This is a genomic window from uncultured Nostoc sp., assembly GCF_937863485.1.
Taxonomy (GTDB): domain Bacteria; phylum Cyanobacteriota; class Cyanobacteriia; order Cyanobacteriales; family Nostocaceae; genus Nostoc.
Map to the genome: position 1 here is coordinate 111,445 of NZ_CALMFY010000043.1, position 19,386 is coordinate 130,830.

The following is a 19,386-nucleotide window of genomic DNA, read 5'->3' on the forward strand; positions in this document are numbered from 1 at the left end:
TGGGAGTGTTGCCGTGTTTCCACCCCAGGCGCTCTTTATTTATAACTTACTCCTCACACACGATTAGACAATATCATTAACTCAATCAGAAAGCAAGGATATTGTGTGACACTTTATAAACTGCACACCTGATGGGCAAGAATTAGTGTAAAAAGTGACGTACACCCGTGAATACCATCACCAAACCCAGTTCGTTAGCAGCTTTGATTGAATCTTGATCGCGCAAACTTCCCCCTGGTTGGACAAGGGCTGTAATTCCTGCTGCTGCGGCTGTTCTGACTGAATCATCAAAGGGGAAGAATCCATCGCTGGCCAGAATTGCACCTTTGGCTTTTTCTCCAGCTTGTTCTAGGGCAATTTTAACTGAGCCGACGCGGTTCATTTGACCAGCACCTACTCCTAGTGTAGTCCGATCGCTCGTGACAACAATGGCATTAGATTTAACGTGTTTGCAAACTTTCCAAGCAAAGAGCAATTCGGCTAATTCGCTAGCGGTGGGTTGACGTTCGGTGACTACTTGCCATTGATTGGTATCAGCAATCACATCATCGCTAGATTGGACAAGGAAACCACCTGCGATCGCTTTCACTGTATCCTTAGGGCCACTGCTCAAATCAGGTAGAGTTAAAACCCGCACGTTAGATTTTTTGCTAAGGATTTCTTGAGCTTTTGGATCACAACTTGGTGCTACTACACATTCTAAAAATGTTTTAGTTAACTCGCTGGCCGTAGCCGCATCAATCGGACGGTTGAGTGCGACAATCCCACCAAAGGCAGAAGTAGAATCAGCATTGAAAGCTTTTTGGTAAGCTTCAGAAATACTGCTTCCCAGCGCTGTACCACAGGGATTTGTATGTTTAATAATCGTTGCTGCTGGAGTATCAGTGAATTCAGCAATAATTCGGCGTGCAGCTTCTAAATCAACTAAGTTATTGTAACTAAGTTCTTTGCCTTGCAGTTTTGTAGCGGCTGTCCATCCCGTTGGGGTAGTACCAGTTTGATACCACGCGGCGGGTTGATGGGGGTTCTCGCCGTAACGCAGAGATTGCAATTGTGTACCGCTAAGGGTATGCTGCTGTGTTCCTGCGAGATAAGATGCGATCGCTTGATCGTAACTAGCAGTGTGCGAAAACCCTTTTAATGCCGCCTTTTGCCGAAACTCTAAAGATGCTTCGCCGTTATTTTGCCGCAATTCCTGCAAATACTCGTCATACTGCGCTGGATCGGATAATACTGTCAGATGGGCGAAGTTTTTCGATGATGCCCGTAGCATAGCAGGGCCACCGATATCAATTTGCTCAACAGCTTGGGATAATGTCACCCCTGGTTTAGCAATAGTTTCCTCAAAAGGATATAGATTTACTACCACTAAATCAATCGGGCGAATTTGGTTATTTTCTAAATCTGTAATATCTTGGGGAACATCTCGCCGGGCCAAAATCCCGCCATGAATCCGGGGATGCAGCGTTTTGACTCGGCCACCTAAAATTTCTGGAGAACTTGTGTAATCTGCAACTTTGGTAACTGGGAGTCCTGCATCTTTGAGGGCTTGGGCTGTTCCTCCACTGCTGATTAAATCAAAGTCAAATTCTTCAACCAAGCTACGGGCTAGGTCAATTAAACCAGTTTTGTTAGATACACTCAGCAGGGCTAGACGCGCCATTGATCAATTCCTTAAAAGTGGGCTAGGAGCGAAGGATCTCAAGTTTTGCATAAGCTTTGGTTCACTTCAAGACCATTAGGAATCATTATGATATCCGGTAGTGGCGTGACAACAAAAGGAGTAGGACAGGTTCTCCGTACCTCTGTTGACATTGAACAGTCTGGGCTAGCAAGGAGAAAAAGTTAGATAATATCATGTCCGGGTGATTACTTATAATAAAATCTATCAATGTAGATTGGGTTGTAGCTTGCTTCCCGCAGGGTACGCCAGTCAAACCTAACATTACAGCAGATTTTCTTGAAATATAGACATCTAAGTAAATATTCAGTTCAAAGGGGAAATCTTTGAAGAAAAATTCCTAACCCTCAAGGGTCATATGAAAGAATGTCGAAACGTCAACATTTGGCGAATTTTTGTGTGCTCAAACAGCACTAACTGCAACTTGAGAACTTAATTTACTCAAAACAATCGATTTAGGTAGGAAAAAGTTATGGCAAATATCATTGGAACCAACGGGAATGATACCCTACTGGGCACTAACGGCGCCGATACAATTAATAGTAATAGTAGGCAATGATATCCTCATAGGCGGCAAGGGTAATGATATCCTCATAGGCGGCAAGGGTAATGATAGCCTAATTGGAGGATCTGGTACTGATACCTTTGCTTTCAATAGTTTCAATGAAGGCATTGATAGACTTGATGACTTCAAAGCGACTAATGAACTCATTCAAGTAACGGCTGATGGTTTTGGTGGCGGGTTATCAATCGGTTCACTTAAGACAAGTCAGTTTACCCTCGGAGCATCTGCAACCACTAGCACTCAGCGATTTATTTACAACAATATTACAGGTGCATTGTTCTTTGACCAAGATGGCAGTGCAAGTGCCTTTACTCAGGTACAATTTGCACAATTATCGGCTGGGTTGTCACTAACCAAAAACAATTTTGCGGTTGTTGGCCCTGTGATTGGCGTGTTCGACGAGGGTTAACGGTTTATCACTCTAGGAGGATGTTTGAAAAGTCCTCTAAGCGAAGAGCAAAACATTTTAGATACCCTTAAATCCATGCCACTTACTTATGGAGAAACCCCCAAGTGGAGCGACTGGTGTGGGCTAGGGGGGATCAAGAAATGCCTAAAGCACCAGCGTCTTGAGCAAAAAACAAGTCGGTACTAGCCTTTTTTCTAGGTTTTCTTGCCTGCGACTTCGTGAGAGGATTGACCCAGTATTTAAACAAAGCTTAAGCATACTGTTTTTAAATACATCGTAGATCCCCAATTTCATAGGAGTGGCTAACAGTTGTAAATAGCGAACTGAAGAATAAAGTAGCCTTGATTACTAGCGCAAATAAGGGTCTAAGACTAGAGATGAGTCGTCAACTGAGACAACATGGATTGACGATTCTGATCGCAGCCCGAAATTTAGAAGCAGCAAAAACGGTAGCCACTAACTTGCATAATCAAGGAGTCTCATCTGTGGCGATCGCTCTTGACACAACTGACAGTACTCAAATTCAGTCTGCTTTTCAAGAGATTAGTGACACTTTTGGTAAACTGGATATCTTGATTAATAATGCAGGTGTGTTTCTAGATGGCGACTGGTTAATCAGTAATGCCACTTCTGTTTCAATAAACATTATTCAACAGACATTCAACACCAACTTTTTTGGCTTGGTAGAACTGACTCAAGTACTGCTACCGTTAATTTTAAACAGTCCTAGTGGTCGTAATTGTCAATATGTCTAGTATTGAAGGCTCATTGACACTTCATGCTACTCCCAATTCACCAATTTATGATTCTAAACCATTTGCTTACAATGCTTCTAAAGCAGCAGTCAACGCATTCACCATCCATTTAGCCCATGAGTTACGCAATACTCCTGTGAAAATTAATAGCGCTCATCCAGGTTGGGTGAAAACTGAATTGGGGGTGAAGGCGCAATGATGGATATCACAGGAGGGGCGAAAACGGACGTTGAGTTAGCGATGCTCCCTGACGATGGGCCGAGTGGTAGCTTTTTTCATCTTGGTGAACCAGTCCCTTGGTAAAAAGTTTAGCCAATAAGGTGGGTGTCTCTGGCAAAGTGGCATCCGTTTCGTAATACTAAGTCTACTTCAAGAGATAGGATCTACTAAAAGAGTAGGATTTTAGGAGTAAACCTCTGTCTTTACAAGCTATCACCGTTAAGAGAGAAACTTCTCAACCCCCCGCAGGCTTAATTGTCACCTTGCATGGTTGGGGAGCTAATGCTGAGGATGTAGCATCATTGTTACCCTTGATCAACTTACCTGATTACCAATTTGTATTACCTGATGCACCTTTTCCTTATCCCTATTCCCCTGTAGGAAGGGCATGGTATGACCTGCGGGTGGAAAATATGTATCAAGGGTTGGCAGAAAGTCGGCAACTGCTAACTGATTTCTTGCAATCTTTAGAAATCAGCACTGGTGTACCTTTATCACGCACCATTTTAAGTGGATTTTCTCAAGGCGGAGCAATGACTTTAGATGTCGGCTCAAAATTACCCCTAGCAGGTTTAGTTGTCATGAGTGGGTATTTACATCCTGATGCACTAACGGCAGCTAAAAGTGGGATTCCGCCGACTTTAATCAGCCACGGAAAATATGATGAAGTTGTGCCACTGCAAGCTGCTTTGAAGGCACGCGAAACTCTAAAGTCTCTAGGAGTGGCAGTAGAATACCACGAATTTGACATGGGGCATGAAATAAATCCACAAACGTTAAAGGTACTACGGAATTTTATTGTGAATACAATTAGCTAGTCAGGATTACGAATTTTTTATAAATTCTGGTATAAACGCTGAAAATTTTCATGAAATCAATGACCTCTAATGAGTAAGATATATAGGGTGGCTGCGAAAGAGCGCAACTTAACCCATGCTGAAGGCGAGTGCTGCATAAGGGAGGGGCAAGCATTATGACAACTCTAAGCATTTCCAAGAAAGAAATTGCTGCCATGACTGCGGCAGAAGTAGAAGAACTAGCTACACGTCTGGAGCTAGATAATTATAGTAATGCTTTTGAGGGTTTGAATGATTGGCATTTATTGCGAGCGATCGCATTTCAGCGTCCAGAGTTAGTTGAACCCTATATCTACCTGTTAGACTTGGAACCCTACGATGAAGCGTAGTTGAGAGTTAGGAGTTGGGAGTAGAGACACGAAAAATCTTTGTCTGTACAGGAGTTAGGACTTGGAAATTAATATTCGTAACTACTTGCTCCTAAGTTACTACTTACTCCTAACTTTTTACCATGACTAATCCAAAATTGAACAGGGTTCTAATTGGAGTATGCGGCGGTATCGCCGCATACAAAATTTGTGAACTAGTTTCGACGCTGTTTAAAACTGGGGTGGAAATCCGAGTCATCCTTACGCGTTCGGCGCAAGAATTTATCACGCCTTTAACTTTAGCCACCCTATCCCGTCATCCCGCCTACACAGATGATGATTTCTGGAAACCAACTCACTCTCGTCCGTTGCATATTGAGTTGGGTGAATGGGCAGATGTCATGGTAATTGCCCCCTTGACAGCTAATACATTAGCAAAGTTAGCCTACGGGATGGCTGATAATTTACTCACAAATACTGTGCTGGCTTCTACTTGTCCGGTGCTGTTAGCACCCGCAATGAATACGGATATGTGGGAACAGCTATCAGTGCAGCGGAATTGGCAACAGCTATTGATAGATAGCCGATATCATGGGATGAGTACAGCATCGGGTTTATTAGCGTGCGATCGCATCGGTGCTGGTAGATTAGCAGAACCTCCAGAAATTTTGGCTCACATCCAATCGTTGTTACACACTCAAGGCAAACAAGATTTAGTCGGTAAACGAGTGTTAATTAGTGCTGGGGGAACGCGAGAGTTTCTTGACCCAGTGAGGTTTGTTGGTAATCCTTCCACAGGTAAAATGGGATTAGCTTTAGCGCAAGCCGCACTTCACCGAGGCGCAAGTGTAACCCTGGTGCATGGGCCAGCTAATTGGGATGTTCCATTGGAAGTGCAAGCAATTCCCGTCATTAGTGCCGAGCAAATGCAGCACGTCATGGTGGAATGTTTACCCAACGCTGATGTAATTGTCATGTCAGCAGCCGTGGCAGATGTGAAGCCACGAGATTATAGTACAGAGAAATTGCCTAAGCGATCGCTCCCCAAAGCCTTACCCTTGGAACCTGTACCGGATATAATCGCCCAATTAGCAAAACTTAAACAGCCGCATCAGATATTAATTGGCTTTGCAGCACAAACTGGAGATATTGTCAACCCTGCATTAGAAAAGTTAGAGAGTAAAAAATTAGATGCTATTGTTGCCAATCCCATCGATCAACCTGATAGTGGTTTTGGGAGCGATAATAATCAAGCGATATTTTTAGATAGCCAAGGAAATCAGCTAGCGATCGCACCTTGTTCTAAATTACAAATGGCACATCATTTATTTGATTTTGTCCTATTTTGACCAAGTTCCCCAATCCCCAGTACCGTGCCAAGACACAAAAATTTCTCTTTGCGTTTTGTTGATCTATTGACATTCTAAATTACATCATTTAGTGTAAACAATAATTGATGTAATAAATATCCGATTACAGTTATGTACTTTGAGGACGTGCGTCAGTGGCAGGGAACTGCGGAGGCTCTGGCAAAAGAGCTAAAACGCCAGATTAAACAGCTTGAACTGTCTATAGAATCACCTGCCCTGCGTACCGTTCGGTCGTGGAGAACGAAACAACTTTTATCACAACTTAAAGGGCAAGAATTTGGATTTCGGCAGATTTTGGAGGGATTGGCAACTGCTGTCCTATTAAAGAAAGGTTGGACACTTGCAGCAATTACTCAAGTTTTGCCTTCCTTTCCTGAAGATGCTTTAGAGAGGCAAATTATTGCAGAGGCTCAAGGACATGATCCCACATGGCTACCTGCAATTTCAGCAACCTCTTTGCTTCTGCCTACAGGACACCGCCTAGCGATGGATTTGGCTGAAGATGCTGTAGTGTTACTTGCTCAGGGAATTCTTCGGCAATATGACCGGGTTCTCCCAGGTAGAGAAATTGTGCGCCAAGAGGATAATACTCTGCCACCAGAACTCTATCAAGCAATGTGCAAATTAGGTCGTCTATATATTGAAGAAGGACAAAGCGATCGCGCTGCTTGCGTGCATACTGTTTTGGATAACGCTCGATACTCTCTTGGTTGCGATCGTTGGCAGTTAGAGGTTTTTAGCCAATCAGATTTTCGCTTTTCTAGCGTTACCTTAATCGATCCAGATTTACGAGTACCTACTTCAGACTGTGCAGAAATTGCCAACCTAAGCGGGGGTTTTGGAGAAGATAATGTGATTGAGCATCGTTTATATACTGACTTATGCCAAGCAACTGAACGATTGGGCAGTCGTCGCCAACACAAAGCTTACACCGCGCTAAGAGAGTTGTTTGGCAGGTACTCTTTAATAGGAGAACGGCAACTATTAGATTACTTGGTTGAAAATGACTTGACCCCTTTACAGGGAATGCTCATTGAGAAATTCTTCGACTTAGTGCCAGATATCTGGCTAGTTGATGGACTAGCACATCGCTGTGCCCACTGTGGCACACTGATGCGATCGCATCCCAACAAAAAACTTTTTTCACAAGGGCGGTGTCCAATTCGCCAGTGCATTGGCCACAACTCACCAAAAGTATCTGAAAAACTAGATCCCAAAGACATTTTACGAATTGCAGAGCCGCGAATTCTCACCTACTGGACAGGCCCAGCAATTGACGAATTAGCTATTTTTGATACAGCCCGACACAATAAGCTCAATGCTGAACTTTACCCGGAGTCTGATTTATGCGATGTGGCAATTAATGAACGGGCAATTGGAATTGATGCTAAATCTTACACAAGTCCCGTAACTCTGGCTTTGCGTCTCAATCGTAGTATTGGCGGGTTGATTCACTATCGTCGCCGCATTCTTGCTGTGAGCGATCGCTTAATCGAGGACAACCCAAGCTACATTTCTACCCTCATCTCAACACTAGATAAAAAGGGCGATCCCGCCAGTTTAGAAATTATGTCAGTTTCCTCTGTAATTGATTTTTTAAAAAAGATGCCTTATGCGAACCAAACCTGATTTTTGGAAAGGTGCAGACCGAATTTGCTGGTATTGCGTTTTGATGAAGGAGTTTATTAATACTGATTCACTGGAGTACGCGCCACTAGTGATGTCAGGCATGGCAAGCATTTTGAATGCACCTGTATTTGAACAAGCTCGTCAAGCTATTTTCAATATGCGGCAGATGTCACTGACTTTTGTTACACAGCAGTCAGTTAAACACGCAATTGCTCTCTATAACAATCATCATTACTGCAACCACACTAAAGGGACGTATGAGATTGATATTGAAACACTTCACTTTAAAAGAACAGACCCTTTAGAAGATTCTTTAATTACACAAGCGCGTCAAATTCTTAGTAACCCTCTGCCATACGACTCGTATGGTTTTACATTTGCCGATCCTCGTCAGCAGATGGCGGTTGCGTTAGGTGAAGAGTCAACAGCAGTAAGAATGCCGATCACTCCAATTACCGCCCCTATTGCTGTGCGTCGCACACATTCCCTCAACCGTCAACCAAGAGGAAAGATTCGCATTCCCTTAAGTGAATTGCGCGATCTGGCTATTGAGATGGACGAGCGTGAAAAGCAATATCCTGAGCGACGACGTGGTAGTTGGGCAGAGCGTTTTGAACGCTTTGACCTCATGGTATCGGAGACTGGAAAAGGTCTGCGGAAAGAAAATGATGTGTTGGAATTAGAAGACATCAAGCACTTAATTGGTTTACCAGGGTCAGGTAAAACAACCATCCTCGTGTTGATAGCTGTCTGGCTGGGACTACATGACTATAAAGCAATGTTTGTGTTTCCCTCCATTGAAGTTGCTAGACAGTACATGGCTGAACTGGCATTTCATCAAGTTAAGGTGGGAATGCTGGTAGGTCAAGGCGATGAAACTCGTCGTCGTCATGCAGACAATATTGCTGAGTCTATAGCAACCGGAGGTAATGGTGGCTTTGCCCACACCTTAGAACAGGCAGAAGTTTTTGGCATGAACTGCGTTCTACCAGCTTTTTCAACTGCTGATATGTCTCTGTGGGGCTTTGGTTACGCACCTTGCAACGAGATATTGCAAGGCGGGGGGAAACAGGGAAAGATGAAGAAATGCCTGTGTCCCTTATGGACAATGTGCGGTCGCAACAAAGCACCGCGAGATTTGCTGGATTCTAATATTTGGGTTGGTCATGTGCGATCGCTCGATACTCAAATATCACCTCACGCGATTCAGGAACAAGTACGATATTTTGAATTAATTGCTCGTACCTTCGACGTAGTTGTTTTCGACGAAGGCGACATGGTGCAATCAGTGTTAGATAGTTATGGGGCAGCAACTTTAAGTATTTCAGGCTCAGAGCGATCCATTCATCGGGTAATTCTAGAACAAATCCATAACCGCTTTGCTCGTGGTGAAAACTATCGATTATTTGATCGGGATGTAGAACTTTATAGTCGTGACTTGTCAGAATTTGGCAACCATAATACTTCCTTAATTACCACCCTTCAGAATATGTCTAAGTCGCGGGTGGGAGAACGCTACGAGAATCAATTACTGACTGTATTACGGATTGTTAGCGAACTATTGAATACTTTAAAGAAATCCTCTCAGCAGAATGACATTGATGAACAAGAAGCCAAACTAGGCTTTAGCAAAAGTCGGGCACTGACTGAATTTTGGGAAGCGGCAGCATATAACGCCTTTTATGATCGCACAGGTGTTGAGAACCCTCAAGACTTTAAAGCAGATTTATGGCCTCGGATTTTAGGCTATAACCGTGAAACCCTTGAAAAGCAATGGAAAACTCTGATTAGTCATTTCCGTCGTTACCTGGCTGAAAATCTGATTAAGCGACGTGATGCGATCGTTGAAGAAATTGCCAAATTATTTCTCAAGCTCTGTTTTCCAGATCATTTACCAACAATAGAAGCAGAAGATTTAGCTAAATTACTTATAACTGTTACTTTCGTAATTTTGGGCTACCAGCGAATTGTACCAGGAACTAGAACAATGGTTGCAGAGGGATTCATTCGTGAAACCATTGGAGAGTCAACTGCATCACCAGAACTGCGAAAATTTATTCCAGAAAGCATTTTAGGTTCATTTTCTGGGGTGCAATACAGTTTTTTCAAAGCACAAACAACACGTACCGCTACCAGAAATGTGCAATTGTCCTACATTACATTTGTTGGTGCGCCCCGAATGTTAATGCACCGCTTTCATCGGTTGTTAGACGCAGATGATGGACATCTAAGCCCAGCCGTTTTAATTACCTCGGCAACTTCATTTTTGGAAGCTAGTCCCGCTTATCACATTAATGCTGGCCCGCATTATTTACTAAAACCGCGTCAGTCAAAACATAAGCTAGAACAGAGCGTTTATCGTTTCAAATGGTTTCCAGATAGTGAACGTGGTGATGAACCCCTCAAATATAGCGGTGCTGGCGAACTTCAAAACCATAATCTTAAGCGGATGGTGAATGCTCTTGTGCGCGGAGGAATTACTAAATCTGAAATTTACAAGTCTATGCGTCATTTTGATGTCAAGTTTGGTATTCGCCGCAAAGCCGCTTTAGTTGTCAATAGTTATGAACAGGCTCGCACAATCAAGAAGTATATCAATGACTATCATCCTGAGGTTGGGCAGCATACAAAGGCAATTGTTAAATCCCTCAGAGATGGAGAACAACCGCAGGATTTTATCACCTCTGCTCAGTGTGAGGCATTAGGAGACGATGAAAACTGTGATATTTTAATTTTTCCCATGTTGGCAATTAATCGAGGTGTGAACATAGTTTTCACGAAAGGGGATAGGAAGCTAGATGCCGCAATTGGCTCGATTTACTTCCTGACTCGTCCTCATCCTACCAAAGATGATATGCGGCTTTTGTACAGCTTGGCAGGACGGGCAACACAAGAATTTGATAGTCGAGTTTTTAGTGAAACAGAAGATTTAAATGCGATCGCAACTTCTTGGCAGCAATCAAGAAAAGACCTTTGGAGAACTGCCAATAGATTGTTACGTGAACCTTTAATGGCTAGCCGTTTAGGCCCTGAACTGTTCAAATCGTTTACAGCTAATCAAATGGTTGCTATTTTGCAAACAATTGGGCGCGGGATGCGGAATGGATGCCCAGTATCAGTTTACTTTGTGGATGCAGCTTGGGCTAAAAATTCAGCAGAAGATAAACCCGATTCTGGGCGAGATAGTATGCTGGTGCAGATGCGAATCATTTTAGAAGAATGTGTCAACCACCCCGATCCTATAATTCGGGAAATTTATCAAGAACTTTATGGCGCATTTCTAGCACCTTTACAACGTATTGAAGGAGTAATTTACCCTGATGACCTAGCTAATTCACAATATTTGACGGATGAAGAAGACGGTTTCAATGATTTTTCAACACTATTGGAGATGTAACAATGAGCGACAACTTTTCTGATGAAATTGAACTTGAAGAAGATTTATCTGAAGAAGAGGAAGACGAAGAAACTGATGGTAATTTAGTTTCAGATACGTTTTATATTCAGCAAGGACAAATCAAGTTAATCAAGCAATTTACCTTAGCTTTCACTGTACCTGATGATCTGCGTCCAATCATCGTAAAGGGTTTTACTCTTGCTTGGACAAAGGCAGCTCTGTTAGATTTTGCAGATATTCAAAAAGGAACTAATGTCAAAAATCTTCCCTATGCCTCATTTCGAGGATTTATAGAGGTAGTACTAAAAAATGCAGCGCGAATTGAACCAGAAGTAGGTCTTACGAACTTCGCATTTTATAATGCTAAAACGGGAGGTGATCCAGAACCTTTTGTTTACCTAACTGGTGGTAATGAAGAAGAAATCAATCAAATGCTTCGCCCAATTATTAACGACTGGTTCGCAAATTATCTCAGACCTTTTGTAAAAAAAGAAGACATATCAACGAATATTATTGAGCGCTTGCAAGATTTGCAGGAAAGAGGAGAACTTCTGAAAATTTCTCCATTTAAATCTCAAGTATTCCCTTGGAATTGCTCTAAACAGACAGGTACAACTCAGCCAAAAGATTTAACAGATAAATATGCCTATCGTGCGATAGTAGATTACGTAGCTCGTCAAATTGCTGGACAAGAGATTTTTCCAAATTTAGGGCCGATAAAACGTATTATTTCCAGCAATTCTGGGATTGTAGAATTGATGACCGATCCGATAACCTTACCTGACACAAAAGGGAAATTCAGTTTTGTGGTGAGCTTGGAAGTTGTGACTTATCCTTCTTTGCCTCAACCTTTGGTGAAAGTTGAGGTTTCCAAACGTCGCTGGTTTACTCAGTTAAAAGATCCTAAATACGATCGTAGGAATATTAGCGGTTTCATATTTTCTCAAGACTATCCCGATCGCGCCTTTAGCTATCGAGTAAAATGTGAACAAGATAAAAATAACAAGCAAGAGAAGAAGAATTGGCGTTGGGCAACAGATACAGATTTTGAAATTCTGCGAAGAGAATTGAAACTGCCTCTGGAACCTTTTGATGGGCAACAAATCGCTTTGGGCAAAGCCTCTACTGATAGCTGTGAGGTAGTTCTGACTTACCGGAATGGACTTCAAGATAATTCCGAAGAAGACGAAAATAGTTCAGAAGGATACGGTATTGAAACAGGTGTACCAGAGATTGATAAATTAGATGCCTTGGAAGCGATCGCTAAAATTCTTCAACCATTGGGAATTAAAATATTCGATGGTTACACAAAAGTACCATCTAAGCACAAACTAGATGATACAGCATCGCGGATGATTAATCTTCCTACACTGCTTGGTGGGGTTTTGGAAGCTCTTGAAACAAATTCCAACTTGGAATTTACCGCGAAATATCTCGATAAACTCGACGATAGACAAATTGATAGCTTGCTACGCAAACACTTTGACATTCGTTTAGAAGAGATTGAGTGGGGAAAAAATGCTTTTAAATTCAGCAAACGCACACCGAATCAGACAGATGAACTCCAAGCTATCATTCAAGCAAACCAAGCAGCGATAAAGCGATTGTATCCCAACGAACGACCATCACTGTTTATCTTTTATGAAGCTGAGTTGCAAACTGAAGCGGAACTATTGCAAAAAATTACCCAAGTTTTGTGGGGAAATACAGTCGAAATAAAGATTAATCTATTACCAAAAAAGACTCACGGATCACGAGAGGTTTTACCTGGAAAAGAGTTGAAAGCTCAAGAGCGATCGCGTCAGCGAATTGAAGCATGGGATTCCACTGCAAAACAGATTGAAAAGCTCAATCAGCCAACTTTCTGCTTGATCATGGCGCGGCAGTTTTACCCACATCCTACTGGTAAAGAAACTCCTAAACCTGACGATAAAGTTAATAAACCTTCAACTCGCCAAGCACTAGCAAAGGTTGGTGCTGGCGTGCAGTTCCTTCTACCCATTGAAAAGACACGGAAGACAAAGCATCTCAAACTTGCAGACTTCTTCCATCGGATGCAGTCGGCTTTGAAAGATTTGTTCTCGGCTCATTCTGGTCGGATTGATGGTGTAAAAGAAAAGGTTGACAAGTACTTGCAAAATATCCCACCAGAAGCTAGACCAAAAGAAATTTTAGGGTTCACAATCGTCCGTAAACAAAGGGGTCGCGTTCGTGGTGTTATTGAGAATACATTTTTAGCAGTGGTAATGCGCCTCAACGTAGATACAGGAAAATGTGAGCTTTGCTGTGCTTACGAGAAAGGAAATTTAGAAATTAGCCCGTGGTTTAGCTTCTCTGATGCACTAGCTTTTATTGCCCAACTTACTCCAATCAAACTAGCTAATGAGAAAGCTGTACGCAAGACTCGATTCATGAAATTTGTAAAACAAATTGTTTCTAACTCTGTGGAAGAAGGGATGCAACCATTGGTTATGATTGATTCTTCCAACTGTGTTCAATTATGGTCTTGGCTCAAAGATGAGGAAATAAATACTAATCAAATTAACCTTGGCCAACAGCATCAATATATGCAGGATGAATGGCAAGGCGCACGTCTAATTCGCATTCGCCAAGAACTTGCCCCTGGAATTATTGAGAAAAAAGTCAGACATTTAATAGAGACTTCTTTAGAAGATACTAGGACAAAAGAAGAACTAAACAAACTGCCGCCTACGCTTAAAATTCCTTCAGCGTCTAGTTCGACTGGGTTATTCCGACTCAGCGCCACTAATCAAACTGGATGTGTAGCTTATCTATCTGTGGCACGTGAAGCACCACATCAATATCCACGTGGGCAAAGTTGTTATCGTTCAACCCAGACCCTAGCCAACAAAGCTGGGTTAAAGATAAGTCAACTCTCTACAAAAGCTCCGTTTGTGGGTCGCTGGCCTACTCCCAATCCACTTGAGATTGTTGTTACCTTGAGGCAACCAGAAGATAATCCTGATGATTTAGCTGCCCTTGTGGAGTCACTGCGCTATGGCTTTGGTCACTACAGCGATTGGACAGGTTTGCCTGCTCCCCTATTTTTTGAGCGTGTTGTACGAGACTACATTAGTGATTTTGCGATCGCAGATGAGGATATTGAATTAGAGCAAGATTGAATATGCTGCCAGTGAAGAAAGAGGCTATTAATAAATTTACAACTTGAAGGAAGTATTATTTACAATCAAACTTACAGAAAGATAACTCTTAGAATGCATCCCGACGCATTAGCATTGTAAAGAGACGCATTAACAATGCGGCCAACATATTGGCATTGTAAGGGGACGCATTAACAATGCGGACGACACATTGGCATTATAAGAAGACGCATTAACAATGCAGCCGATGCATTGGCATTGTAAGCCCGGATTTCTCACAAAGATTTAAACGACTAGCCCAAAACGTTTATGCTACTTAGACTTGAGATAAAATACCTTGTTCACATACTGTTGTGATTTGTGCAGTCTCTAAAACGCTCAAAACCTAAGCTCGACAAAGGTTTGGGTAATAGCGATGCCTACGGCGGCAAGCTACGCACCGCTTGTGAGAAATGCGGGTAAGGTATTGCCGAATTTAATTTGCTACAAATTAATGAAATGCTGTACTTAACAAGCCAAGGTTAGGACTCCAACCTAAAACTTAAGTTTATTGAGCTTGGTGAAACCCCAGAACAAGCTCAAAAGCTGGTAGAAATAGTGTGACTGACATAGAGATATCAAGCAGGAATTGGGACAGGAAACTACTACTGTAAATTGGGTATAACCCGTATGGTCTATGGCTTTAAGGTCACTTCTCTAAATTTTACAATATAAGTAAGACTTAAAAATCACGTTTCAATTATATGAAAATCCTCTCATCAGAGCTAGTACATTTAGGATTTGGCAAATATGTGCGTTCTGACCAAGTAACAGCAGTTATACCAATAGAAGAGGAGCGTGGGCCAGGGCGACGAACCTTTGTTCACATTCAAGGGCAAAGTGATCCAATTATCGCCTCTCGCGCTGAAGATACTATCGTGCGTGATTTAGTACAAGAGCCACGCGAGGTTACCCAAGCGCGTCAGCAGCAGGAAATTCTTCAAGATTTATTGGTAAATTTAGGTAATGTTAATTCGACTGTGCGTCGAATTAGCCGTGATGAAAGCAGTTTGGATCTTGATTTGTTAGAGCGCCGAATTAAGCAAGTCCTTGAAAGTTAATTGCAGAAATCAGCAAACTAAATAACGGAGAACGATATTGCTGAATCCAATTACAGACCAAGTTTCAGTATCAAATACACAAACAAAATTACCACGGTTGTGGATACCTGAACGGGTACAGTTTACACCTGCTGCCCTAAATGAGGTTTGGGGGCAGCAGATTTTTGCACGTGTGCAGTCACTCAACTTACCAATAGAAGAATTATCACAGAACCGTCTAAAGGGACTGCGCGGTGAGTCTGAGCGCGATACTTACAACATTGCCAAGCGTACCTTAGCGGTGGTTACTGCACCACCCAGTTCTTTTAAACTGAGTCCCATCCCACCTTCTGCGGATTGGCAGTTTCACATTGCTGAGGGTTGTCCGGCTCACTGTCAATACTGCTACCTAGCTGGTAGCTTGTCGGGGCCACCTGTCATCCGCGTTTTTGCTAATTTACCGCAGATATTAGAGAATTTAGCTAACTACGAGCAACAGGGGGAAACCACGAGTTTTGAAGTTAGCTGTTATACTGACCCATTGGGTATTGAGCATTTAACTGGAAGTCTGGCTGAATGTATCCGTTACTTTGGCACTCGTACCAATGCACATCTACGTTGGGTATCGAAATTTGATGCTGTGGATGGATTACTAGATTTAGCACACAATGGGCATACTCGCTGTCGGATGAGTGTTAATGCAGCACCGATTTCTGGTAAGTTTGAAGGTGGCACAGCCTCCGTAGCATCCAGACTTAATGCATTGCGACGGTTAGCGCTACCATTAGAGCGTGGCGGTGGCGGTTATCCAGTCGGCTTGGTGATTGCGCCCATTATGCCGATAGACGATTGGCAGATGCACTATAGTTCTTTGTTTGACCAGATAAACGAGGCACTGGATTTTGACTGTGACCTTACTTTTGAATTAATCTCGCATCGGTTCACACCTGGGTCAAAAGAAGTGTTACAAACTTGGTATCCGCAATCAAAATTAGAGATGGATGAGGCAAAACGCAGTGTCAAGCGTAATAAGTTTGGTGGGACGAAGTACGTTTATGATCGCGACACAATGAAGGCGTTGCGTTGCTTTTTTGAAAGTGAGATTACTAGGCGCTTTCCAAATGCTGAAATTCTTTATTGGACTTAAAAAACCAGTTCGCTCATATACAGTTTGAGCAAATTACAGCTATTTTCAGGTAAATAGACCAGGTTTTACGGGCACAGCAATGCTGTGCCCCGACGACAAATGTGGTTCAAGTAAATGAAAACTGCTGTAATTATTGGACAAGAGAGCGATCATATAATATATCAATAATTTTTAAGCGCTTGCAGTAGTCCCAAGGCTTCTCTAATCCTGGCTGACTCCACCTACAGCGTAAATCCAGCTACCATTTCAATTAACTAGACAAGGCAATAGCCCCTTGTTAAAGATAAGCAAACTGACGACACAGTGTACTAAGCTGTTACGCTTTGAGTCTGCACACCATTATCAGCCAGAAAGCTTACTGTAATCAATGGCACTAAGAAAAGCTCTAAGCCTTGTAGGATAAGCACTATAGCTTTAAAAGCTATTGAACAGTGAAGATGATAGGGCAGGCGATTGTCCTTGATGCAGTGCTGTGATCGCTACAAAAAAGTTCAGCATTTTTTGCGATGGCGTACCCGCCTGCTTGATAACGAACGCTGTGCTTCCAGGAGGTAAAAATTGATATACGGGTTGTCTAAAAAGTTTTTGGAGGTAGAAAAAGCTTACTTGTTCATGAAATACTTTCACAGGAGACGAGCAAGCCAACATAATAAACACTACTGTGACACTACGAGTACAAATTCTCTCTTGATAAATTTAATTCATCTCTGGGATTGCTTTTTAAGGAGCTATTACCAGAGTCTGTAATTAGACAAACTATATCTGAGCTAAAAATTAAGTATAAAAAGCGGTTGTTCGACACGGCTGTCCGCTCAACGCGGGGAACCCCTGTACGCGGCTGCCTCCCCTTTATAACTTTATGGGCATTTTTATCTCAGGTTTTGGATATTCCCGAATTGTTAGCCACTTCTCCTCAAAAACGTCTTCACATTTATCGTACTTTACTTAAAGTTATTGCTCATAAAGCTGTGAGCGTAGACGCTCTTAGCGGCTTGTCGTCAGACATCGCCCAGGTCGAAGTGAACCACGAGTCCGTAAACGTCGCCCAAAAATTTATCCCTTGATGACTAAACCCCGATATGAACTACAAAAGCAATTGCAAATTGCTTAAATTACAAGCGTTTCCGCTTTTCTTAGTGCCATTCAATCCAGGGACTAACTTGTTACCACTGGTGGCCAACAACTAGGGCAGTTTAATTATAAGTGATCATCCGAACTTAATATTACATATAGGTCGATGAAGAGAATCTATCGAGTAGCATCGGTGCTACGGTTTAATTGACCATTCAGGTCGCGCGGTATGAAGCCCCGTCCTTCTTTGTCCGCTTGGCTGGTGTGGAGTACAAGCTCCATCTCAGCCTCTCCTCCCTGTTCCCCTGCCTCTTTTGACAGAATGGTGCTTAAAGCAACACGATTGACAAAGATCGTTTGCTACTAGAAAGTATTCGCGACACAACCCGTTTACACAGGTTCCATGTATAAGCGTGCCCACTCGATCTGATCCGCTTGGATGCCAAGAATGGTCGCTCCGCGCATCCCAAACCGCGTGCCATCACGACGGGTACCAAACCAGTACCACTCAGCCCAGGCTGTATCACCCTCAACTGCCGAACGGAGTAACTCGGAGTGAAAGTCTGGGATGTCGTGGAACATGGCAGACCAATTCTTACGGACATCCTCAACTCCGTGTACAGCCTTCTCAGGATGTGCTGGTTGCTCACCCTGAAAGTTAGGTGTAAAACAGGCTAAAAACGCTTCCAGGTCATGTGCGTTCTGTGCTTGTTGCAGTCGCTCTATGACAATGCTTTGGCTGAATTTCATGATCTCTCCTTTGAGTATGATCACAAAGTAAGCCGCGCCTAAGTGAATACCTAAGCCCAGGAGTTGTCCCCCTGATTTATGCGTCTACTTAGTTGCGATCGCTGGCGCGTTCGATCAGTGCGTTTGAGGGTAGGCTCGGATCGAGTGCCTTACGCGCACTTTCAACGCCTACAACGGGTAACTTACTAGGATCGAGCAAGCCGAGTTGAACCAATACACTCGCCTGATCCCAGTAGATGTGTTCATGGGCTAGTTTGTCGTCGCGGAACTGAACGATTGCTACCACAGCCACTTCAACCCGTTTAAGAGTCGGAGCAATGCCAGGAAGTGCTGATTCAAGCGATAATGCCGCACAAAGGTGCGATCGCTCAAATATTTTGCCTCCTAACCCTTGGAGAATATCTCGCATCAGATAAATACCCGATAGCCCATCTGCGATCGCATGATGGCAAATAATCATCAGTTCGGATTCAGCCCCCGATTGCAGCAGCACAACTCGCAGTAAGGGTGCAACCTGCCAATCCAATGAGCGAGCCAGTTCGACTTCGAGTTCTGCTTGCCAGTGCCGATCATCCGTTATCGCGACCAGCCGCAGCGGAATTTCGTTGTCGGTTTCGACAAATTTAGGCTGTCCGATCACGTCAGTGGCGATGCGGACTCGGAGCAGCGGATGGTGTTGCTGAACTTGCCTAAGCACCGTCGAAAGTTGCTCGGAACTAATCTCTGAAGTTTCGTAACGGTGGCAAAATCTATCAGATAAAACTGATTGTAGAGCCAATATAAATGTTCAAATGCGCCTAAACACCGTTCCATGAGGGACTCCTATTGCTGTCCTCGGTTGGATCGAGAGACAGATAAATGTTGCGGACGAGGATTTGCCCTTCTCCTGGAGTGGGTACGGGTTCCTGCATCCATTCAAAATTCGATTCTGCAATCAAACCTACGGAACGCTAGACAAGACACGCCACTGCCGATTCACCTTTATTGCCATTTAAAATTCCTCTTGCGTTTCCGTGCAAACCTGATA

18 protein-coding genes are annotated in these 19,386 nt (G+C 43.0%); 13 read left to right on the plus strand and 5 right to left on the minus strand.

Annotated features, from left to right (window positions below; genetic code table 11):
• Positions 1-142: 142 nt before the first annotated feature.
• On the minus strand, positions 143-1,663 hold the full coding sequence (gene purH, locus Q0541_RS06115) for a bifunctional phosphoribosylaminoimidazolecarboxamide formyltransferase/IMP cyclohydrolase (RefSeq protein WP_298907033.1): 1,521 nt from the start codon (positions 1,661-1,663) through the stop codon (positions 143-145).
• 490 nt (positions 1,664-2,153) lie between these two features.
• Here purH and Q0541_RS06120 point away from each other — a divergent pair, with 490 nt between their 5' ends.
• The 12 genes from Q0541_RS06120 to Q0541_RS06175 all read left to right on the plus strand — a co-directional run bounded on the left by Q0541_RS06120 (position 2,154) and on the right by Q0541_RS06175 (position 16,538).
• Positions 2,154-2,240, plus strand: coding sequence for a hypothetical protein (locus tag Q0541_RS06120; protein ID WP_298907149.1), 87 nt, complete (start codon positions 2,154-2,156; stop codon positions 2,238-2,240).
• Between the two features lie 34 nt (positions 2,241-2,274).
• Complete coding sequence (locus Q0541_RS06125) at positions 2,275-2,655, plus strand: hypothetical protein (RefSeq protein WP_298907156.1); 381 nt, start codon at positions 2,275-2,277, stop codon at positions 2,653-2,655.
• Between the two features lie 341 nt (positions 2,656-2,996).
• Positions 2,997-3,410, plus strand: coding sequence for an SDR family NAD(P)-dependent oxidoreductase (locus Q0541_RS06130; RefSeq protein ID WP_298907036.1), 414 nt, complete (start codon positions 2,997-2,999; stop codon positions 3,408-3,410).
• The gene (locus Q0541_RS06135; RefSeq protein ID WP_298907039.1) at positions 3,403-3,609 is read left to right on the plus strand and encodes an SDR family NAD(P)-dependent oxidoreductase; all 207 of its coding nucleotides are present in this window, start codon (positions 3,403-3,405) and stop codon (positions 3,607-3,609) included. The genes Q0541_RS06130 and Q0541_RS06135 overlap by 8 nt, the downstream gene beginning before the upstream one ends.
• Positions 3,610-3,841: 232 nt before the next feature.
• Positions 3,842-4,447 (plus strand): alpha/beta hydrolase, encoded by a 606-nt coding sequence (locus tag Q0541_RS06140; RefSeq protein ID WP_298907159.1) that lies wholly within the window; start codon positions 3,842-3,844, stop codon positions 4,445-4,447.
• Positions 4,448-4,602: 155 nt separating this feature from the next.
• The gene (locus tag Q0541_RS06145; protein WP_190877921.1) at positions 4,603-4,815 is read left to right on the plus strand and encodes a DUF2555 domain-containing protein; all 213 of its coding nucleotides are present in this window, start codon (positions 4,603-4,605) and stop codon (positions 4,813-4,815) included.
• A 122-nt stretch (positions 4,816-4,937) separates the two neighbouring features.
• Positions 4,938-6,143, plus strand: coding sequence for a bifunctional phosphopantothenoylcysteine decarboxylase/phosphopantothenate--cysteine ligase CoaBC (coaBC, locus tag Q0541_RS06150; RefSeq protein WP_298907044.1), 1,206 nt, complete (start codon positions 4,938-4,940; stop codon positions 6,141-6,143).
• A 132-nt stretch (positions 6,144-6,275) separates the two neighbouring features.
• Positions 6,276-7,793, plus strand: coding sequence for a hypothetical protein (locus Q0541_RS06155; RefSeq protein ID WP_298907046.1), 1,518 nt, complete (start codon positions 6,276-6,278; stop codon positions 7,791-7,793).
• A complete protein-coding gene (locus tag Q0541_RS06160) occupies positions 7,777-11,190 on the plus strand; it encodes a hypothetical protein (protein ID WP_298907049.1) in 3,414 nt (1,137 codons plus the stop codon). Before Q0541_RS06155 ends, Q0541_RS06160 begins: the two co-directional genes overlap by 17 nt.
• A 2-nt stretch (positions 11,191-11,192) precedes the next feature.
• Positions 11,193-14,333, plus strand: coding sequence for an RNaseH domain-containing protein (locus Q0541_RS06165; RefSeq protein ID WP_298907051.1), 3,141 nt, complete (start codon positions 11,193-11,195; stop codon positions 14,331-14,333).
• Positions 14,334-15,055: 722 nt separating this feature from the next.
• Complete coding sequence (locus Q0541_RS06170; RefSeq protein ID WP_298907054.1) at positions 15,056-15,412, plus strand: hypothetical protein; 357 nt, start codon at positions 15,056-15,058, stop codon at positions 15,410-15,412.
• A 103-nt stretch (positions 15,413-15,515) separates the two neighbouring features.
• The gene (locus tag Q0541_RS06175; RefSeq protein ID WP_298907161.1) at positions 15,516-16,538 is read left to right on the plus strand and encodes a spore photoproduct lyase family protein; all 1,023 of its coding nucleotides are present in this window, start codon (positions 15,516-15,518) and stop codon (positions 16,536-16,538) included.
• A gap of 414 nt (positions 16,539-16,952) precedes the next feature.
• Here Q0541_RS06175 and Q0541_RS06180 read toward each other — a convergent pair whose 3' ends face one another.
• Complete coding sequence (locus tag Q0541_RS06180; RefSeq protein WP_298907057.1) at positions 16,953-17,186, minus strand: hypothetical protein; 234 nt, start codon at positions 17,184-17,186, stop codon at positions 16,953-16,955.
• Between the two features lie 143 nt (positions 17,187-17,329).
• Between Q0541_RS06180 and Q0541_RS06185 the strand changes: the two genes are divergently transcribed.
• The gene (locus tag Q0541_RS06185) at positions 17,330-17,602 is read left to right on the plus strand and encodes a hypothetical protein (protein ID WP_298907060.1); all 273 of its coding nucleotides are present in this window, start codon (positions 17,330-17,332) and stop codon (positions 17,600-17,602) included.
• A 397-nt stretch (positions 17,603-17,999) separates the two neighbouring features.
• Here the strand turns inward: Q0541_RS06185 and Q0541_RS06190 are convergent, their stop codons facing one another.
• The 3 genes from Q0541_RS06190 to Q0541_RS06200 all read right to left on the minus strand — a co-directional run bounded on the left by Q0541_RS06190 (position 18,000) and on the right by Q0541_RS06200 (position 19,270).
• Positions 18,000-18,359, minus strand: coding sequence for a nuclear transport factor 2 family protein (locus tag Q0541_RS06190; protein ID WP_298907063.1), 360 nt, complete (start codon positions 18,357-18,359; stop codon positions 18,000-18,002).
• Between the two features lie 88 nt (positions 18,360-18,447).
• Positions 18,448-19,137, minus strand: coding sequence for a condensation domain-containing protein (locus tag Q0541_RS06195; protein WP_298907066.1), 690 nt, complete (start codon positions 19,135-19,137; stop codon positions 18,448-18,450).
• Between the two features lie 19 nt (positions 19,138-19,156).
• On the minus strand, positions 19,157-19,270 hold the full coding sequence (locus Q0541_RS06200) for a hypothetical protein (RefSeq protein WP_298907068.1): 114 nt from the start codon (positions 19,268-19,270) through the stop codon (positions 19,157-19,159).
• Positions 19,271-19,386: the final 116 nt, after the last annotated feature.

Excerpts from the sequence above, each read along its gene's own strand:
- Q0541_RS06190 (WP_298907063.1), bottom strand. The coding sequence starts at position 18,359 with ATGAAATTCAGCCAAAGCATTGTCATAGAGCGACTGCAACAAGCACAG.
- Q0541_RS06200 (WP_298907068.1), bottom strand. The coding sequence starts at position 19,270 with ATGCAGGAACCCGTACCCACTCCAGGAGAAGGGCAAATCCTCGTCCGC.
- Q0541_RS06145 (WP_190877921.1), top strand. The coding sequence starts at position 4,603 with ATGACAACTCTAAGCATTTCCAAGAAAGAAATTGCTGCCATGACTGCG.
- coaBC (WP_298907044.1), top strand. The coding sequence starts at position 4,938 with ATGACTAATCCAAAATTGAACAGGGTTCTAATTGGAGTATGCGGCGGT.
- Q0541_RS06120 (WP_298907149.1), top strand. The coding sequence starts at position 2,154 with ATGGCAAATATCATTGGAACCAACGGGAATGATACCCTACTGGGCACT.
- Q0541_RS06180 (WP_298907057.1), bottom strand. The coding sequence starts at position 17,186 with ATGTTGGCTTGCTCGTCTCCTGTGAAAGTATTTCATGAACAAGTAAGC.
- Q0541_RS06135 (WP_298907039.1), top strand. The coding sequence starts at position 3,403 with ATGTCTAGTATTGAAGGCTCATTGACACTTCATGCTACTCCCAATTCA.
- Q0541_RS06155 (WP_298907046.1), top strand. The coding sequence starts at position 6,276 with ATGTACTTTGAGGACGTGCGTCAGTGGCAGGGAACTGCGGAGGCTCTG.
- Q0541_RS06165 (WP_298907051.1), top strand. The coding sequence starts at position 11,193 with ATGAGCGACAACTTTTCTGATGAAATTGAACTTGAAGAAGATTTATCT.
- Q0541_RS06160 (WP_298907049.1), top strand. The coding sequence starts at position 7,777 with ATGCGAACCAAACCTGATTTTTGGAAAGGTGCAGACCGAATTTGCTGG.
- Q0541_RS06170 (WP_298907054.1), top strand. The coding sequence starts at position 15,056 with ATGAAAATCCTCTCATCAGAGCTAGTACATTTAGGATTTGGCAAATAT.
- purH (WP_298907033.1), bottom strand. The coding sequence starts at position 1,663 with ATGGCGCGTCTAGCCCTGCTGAGTGTATCTAACAAAACTGGTTTAATT.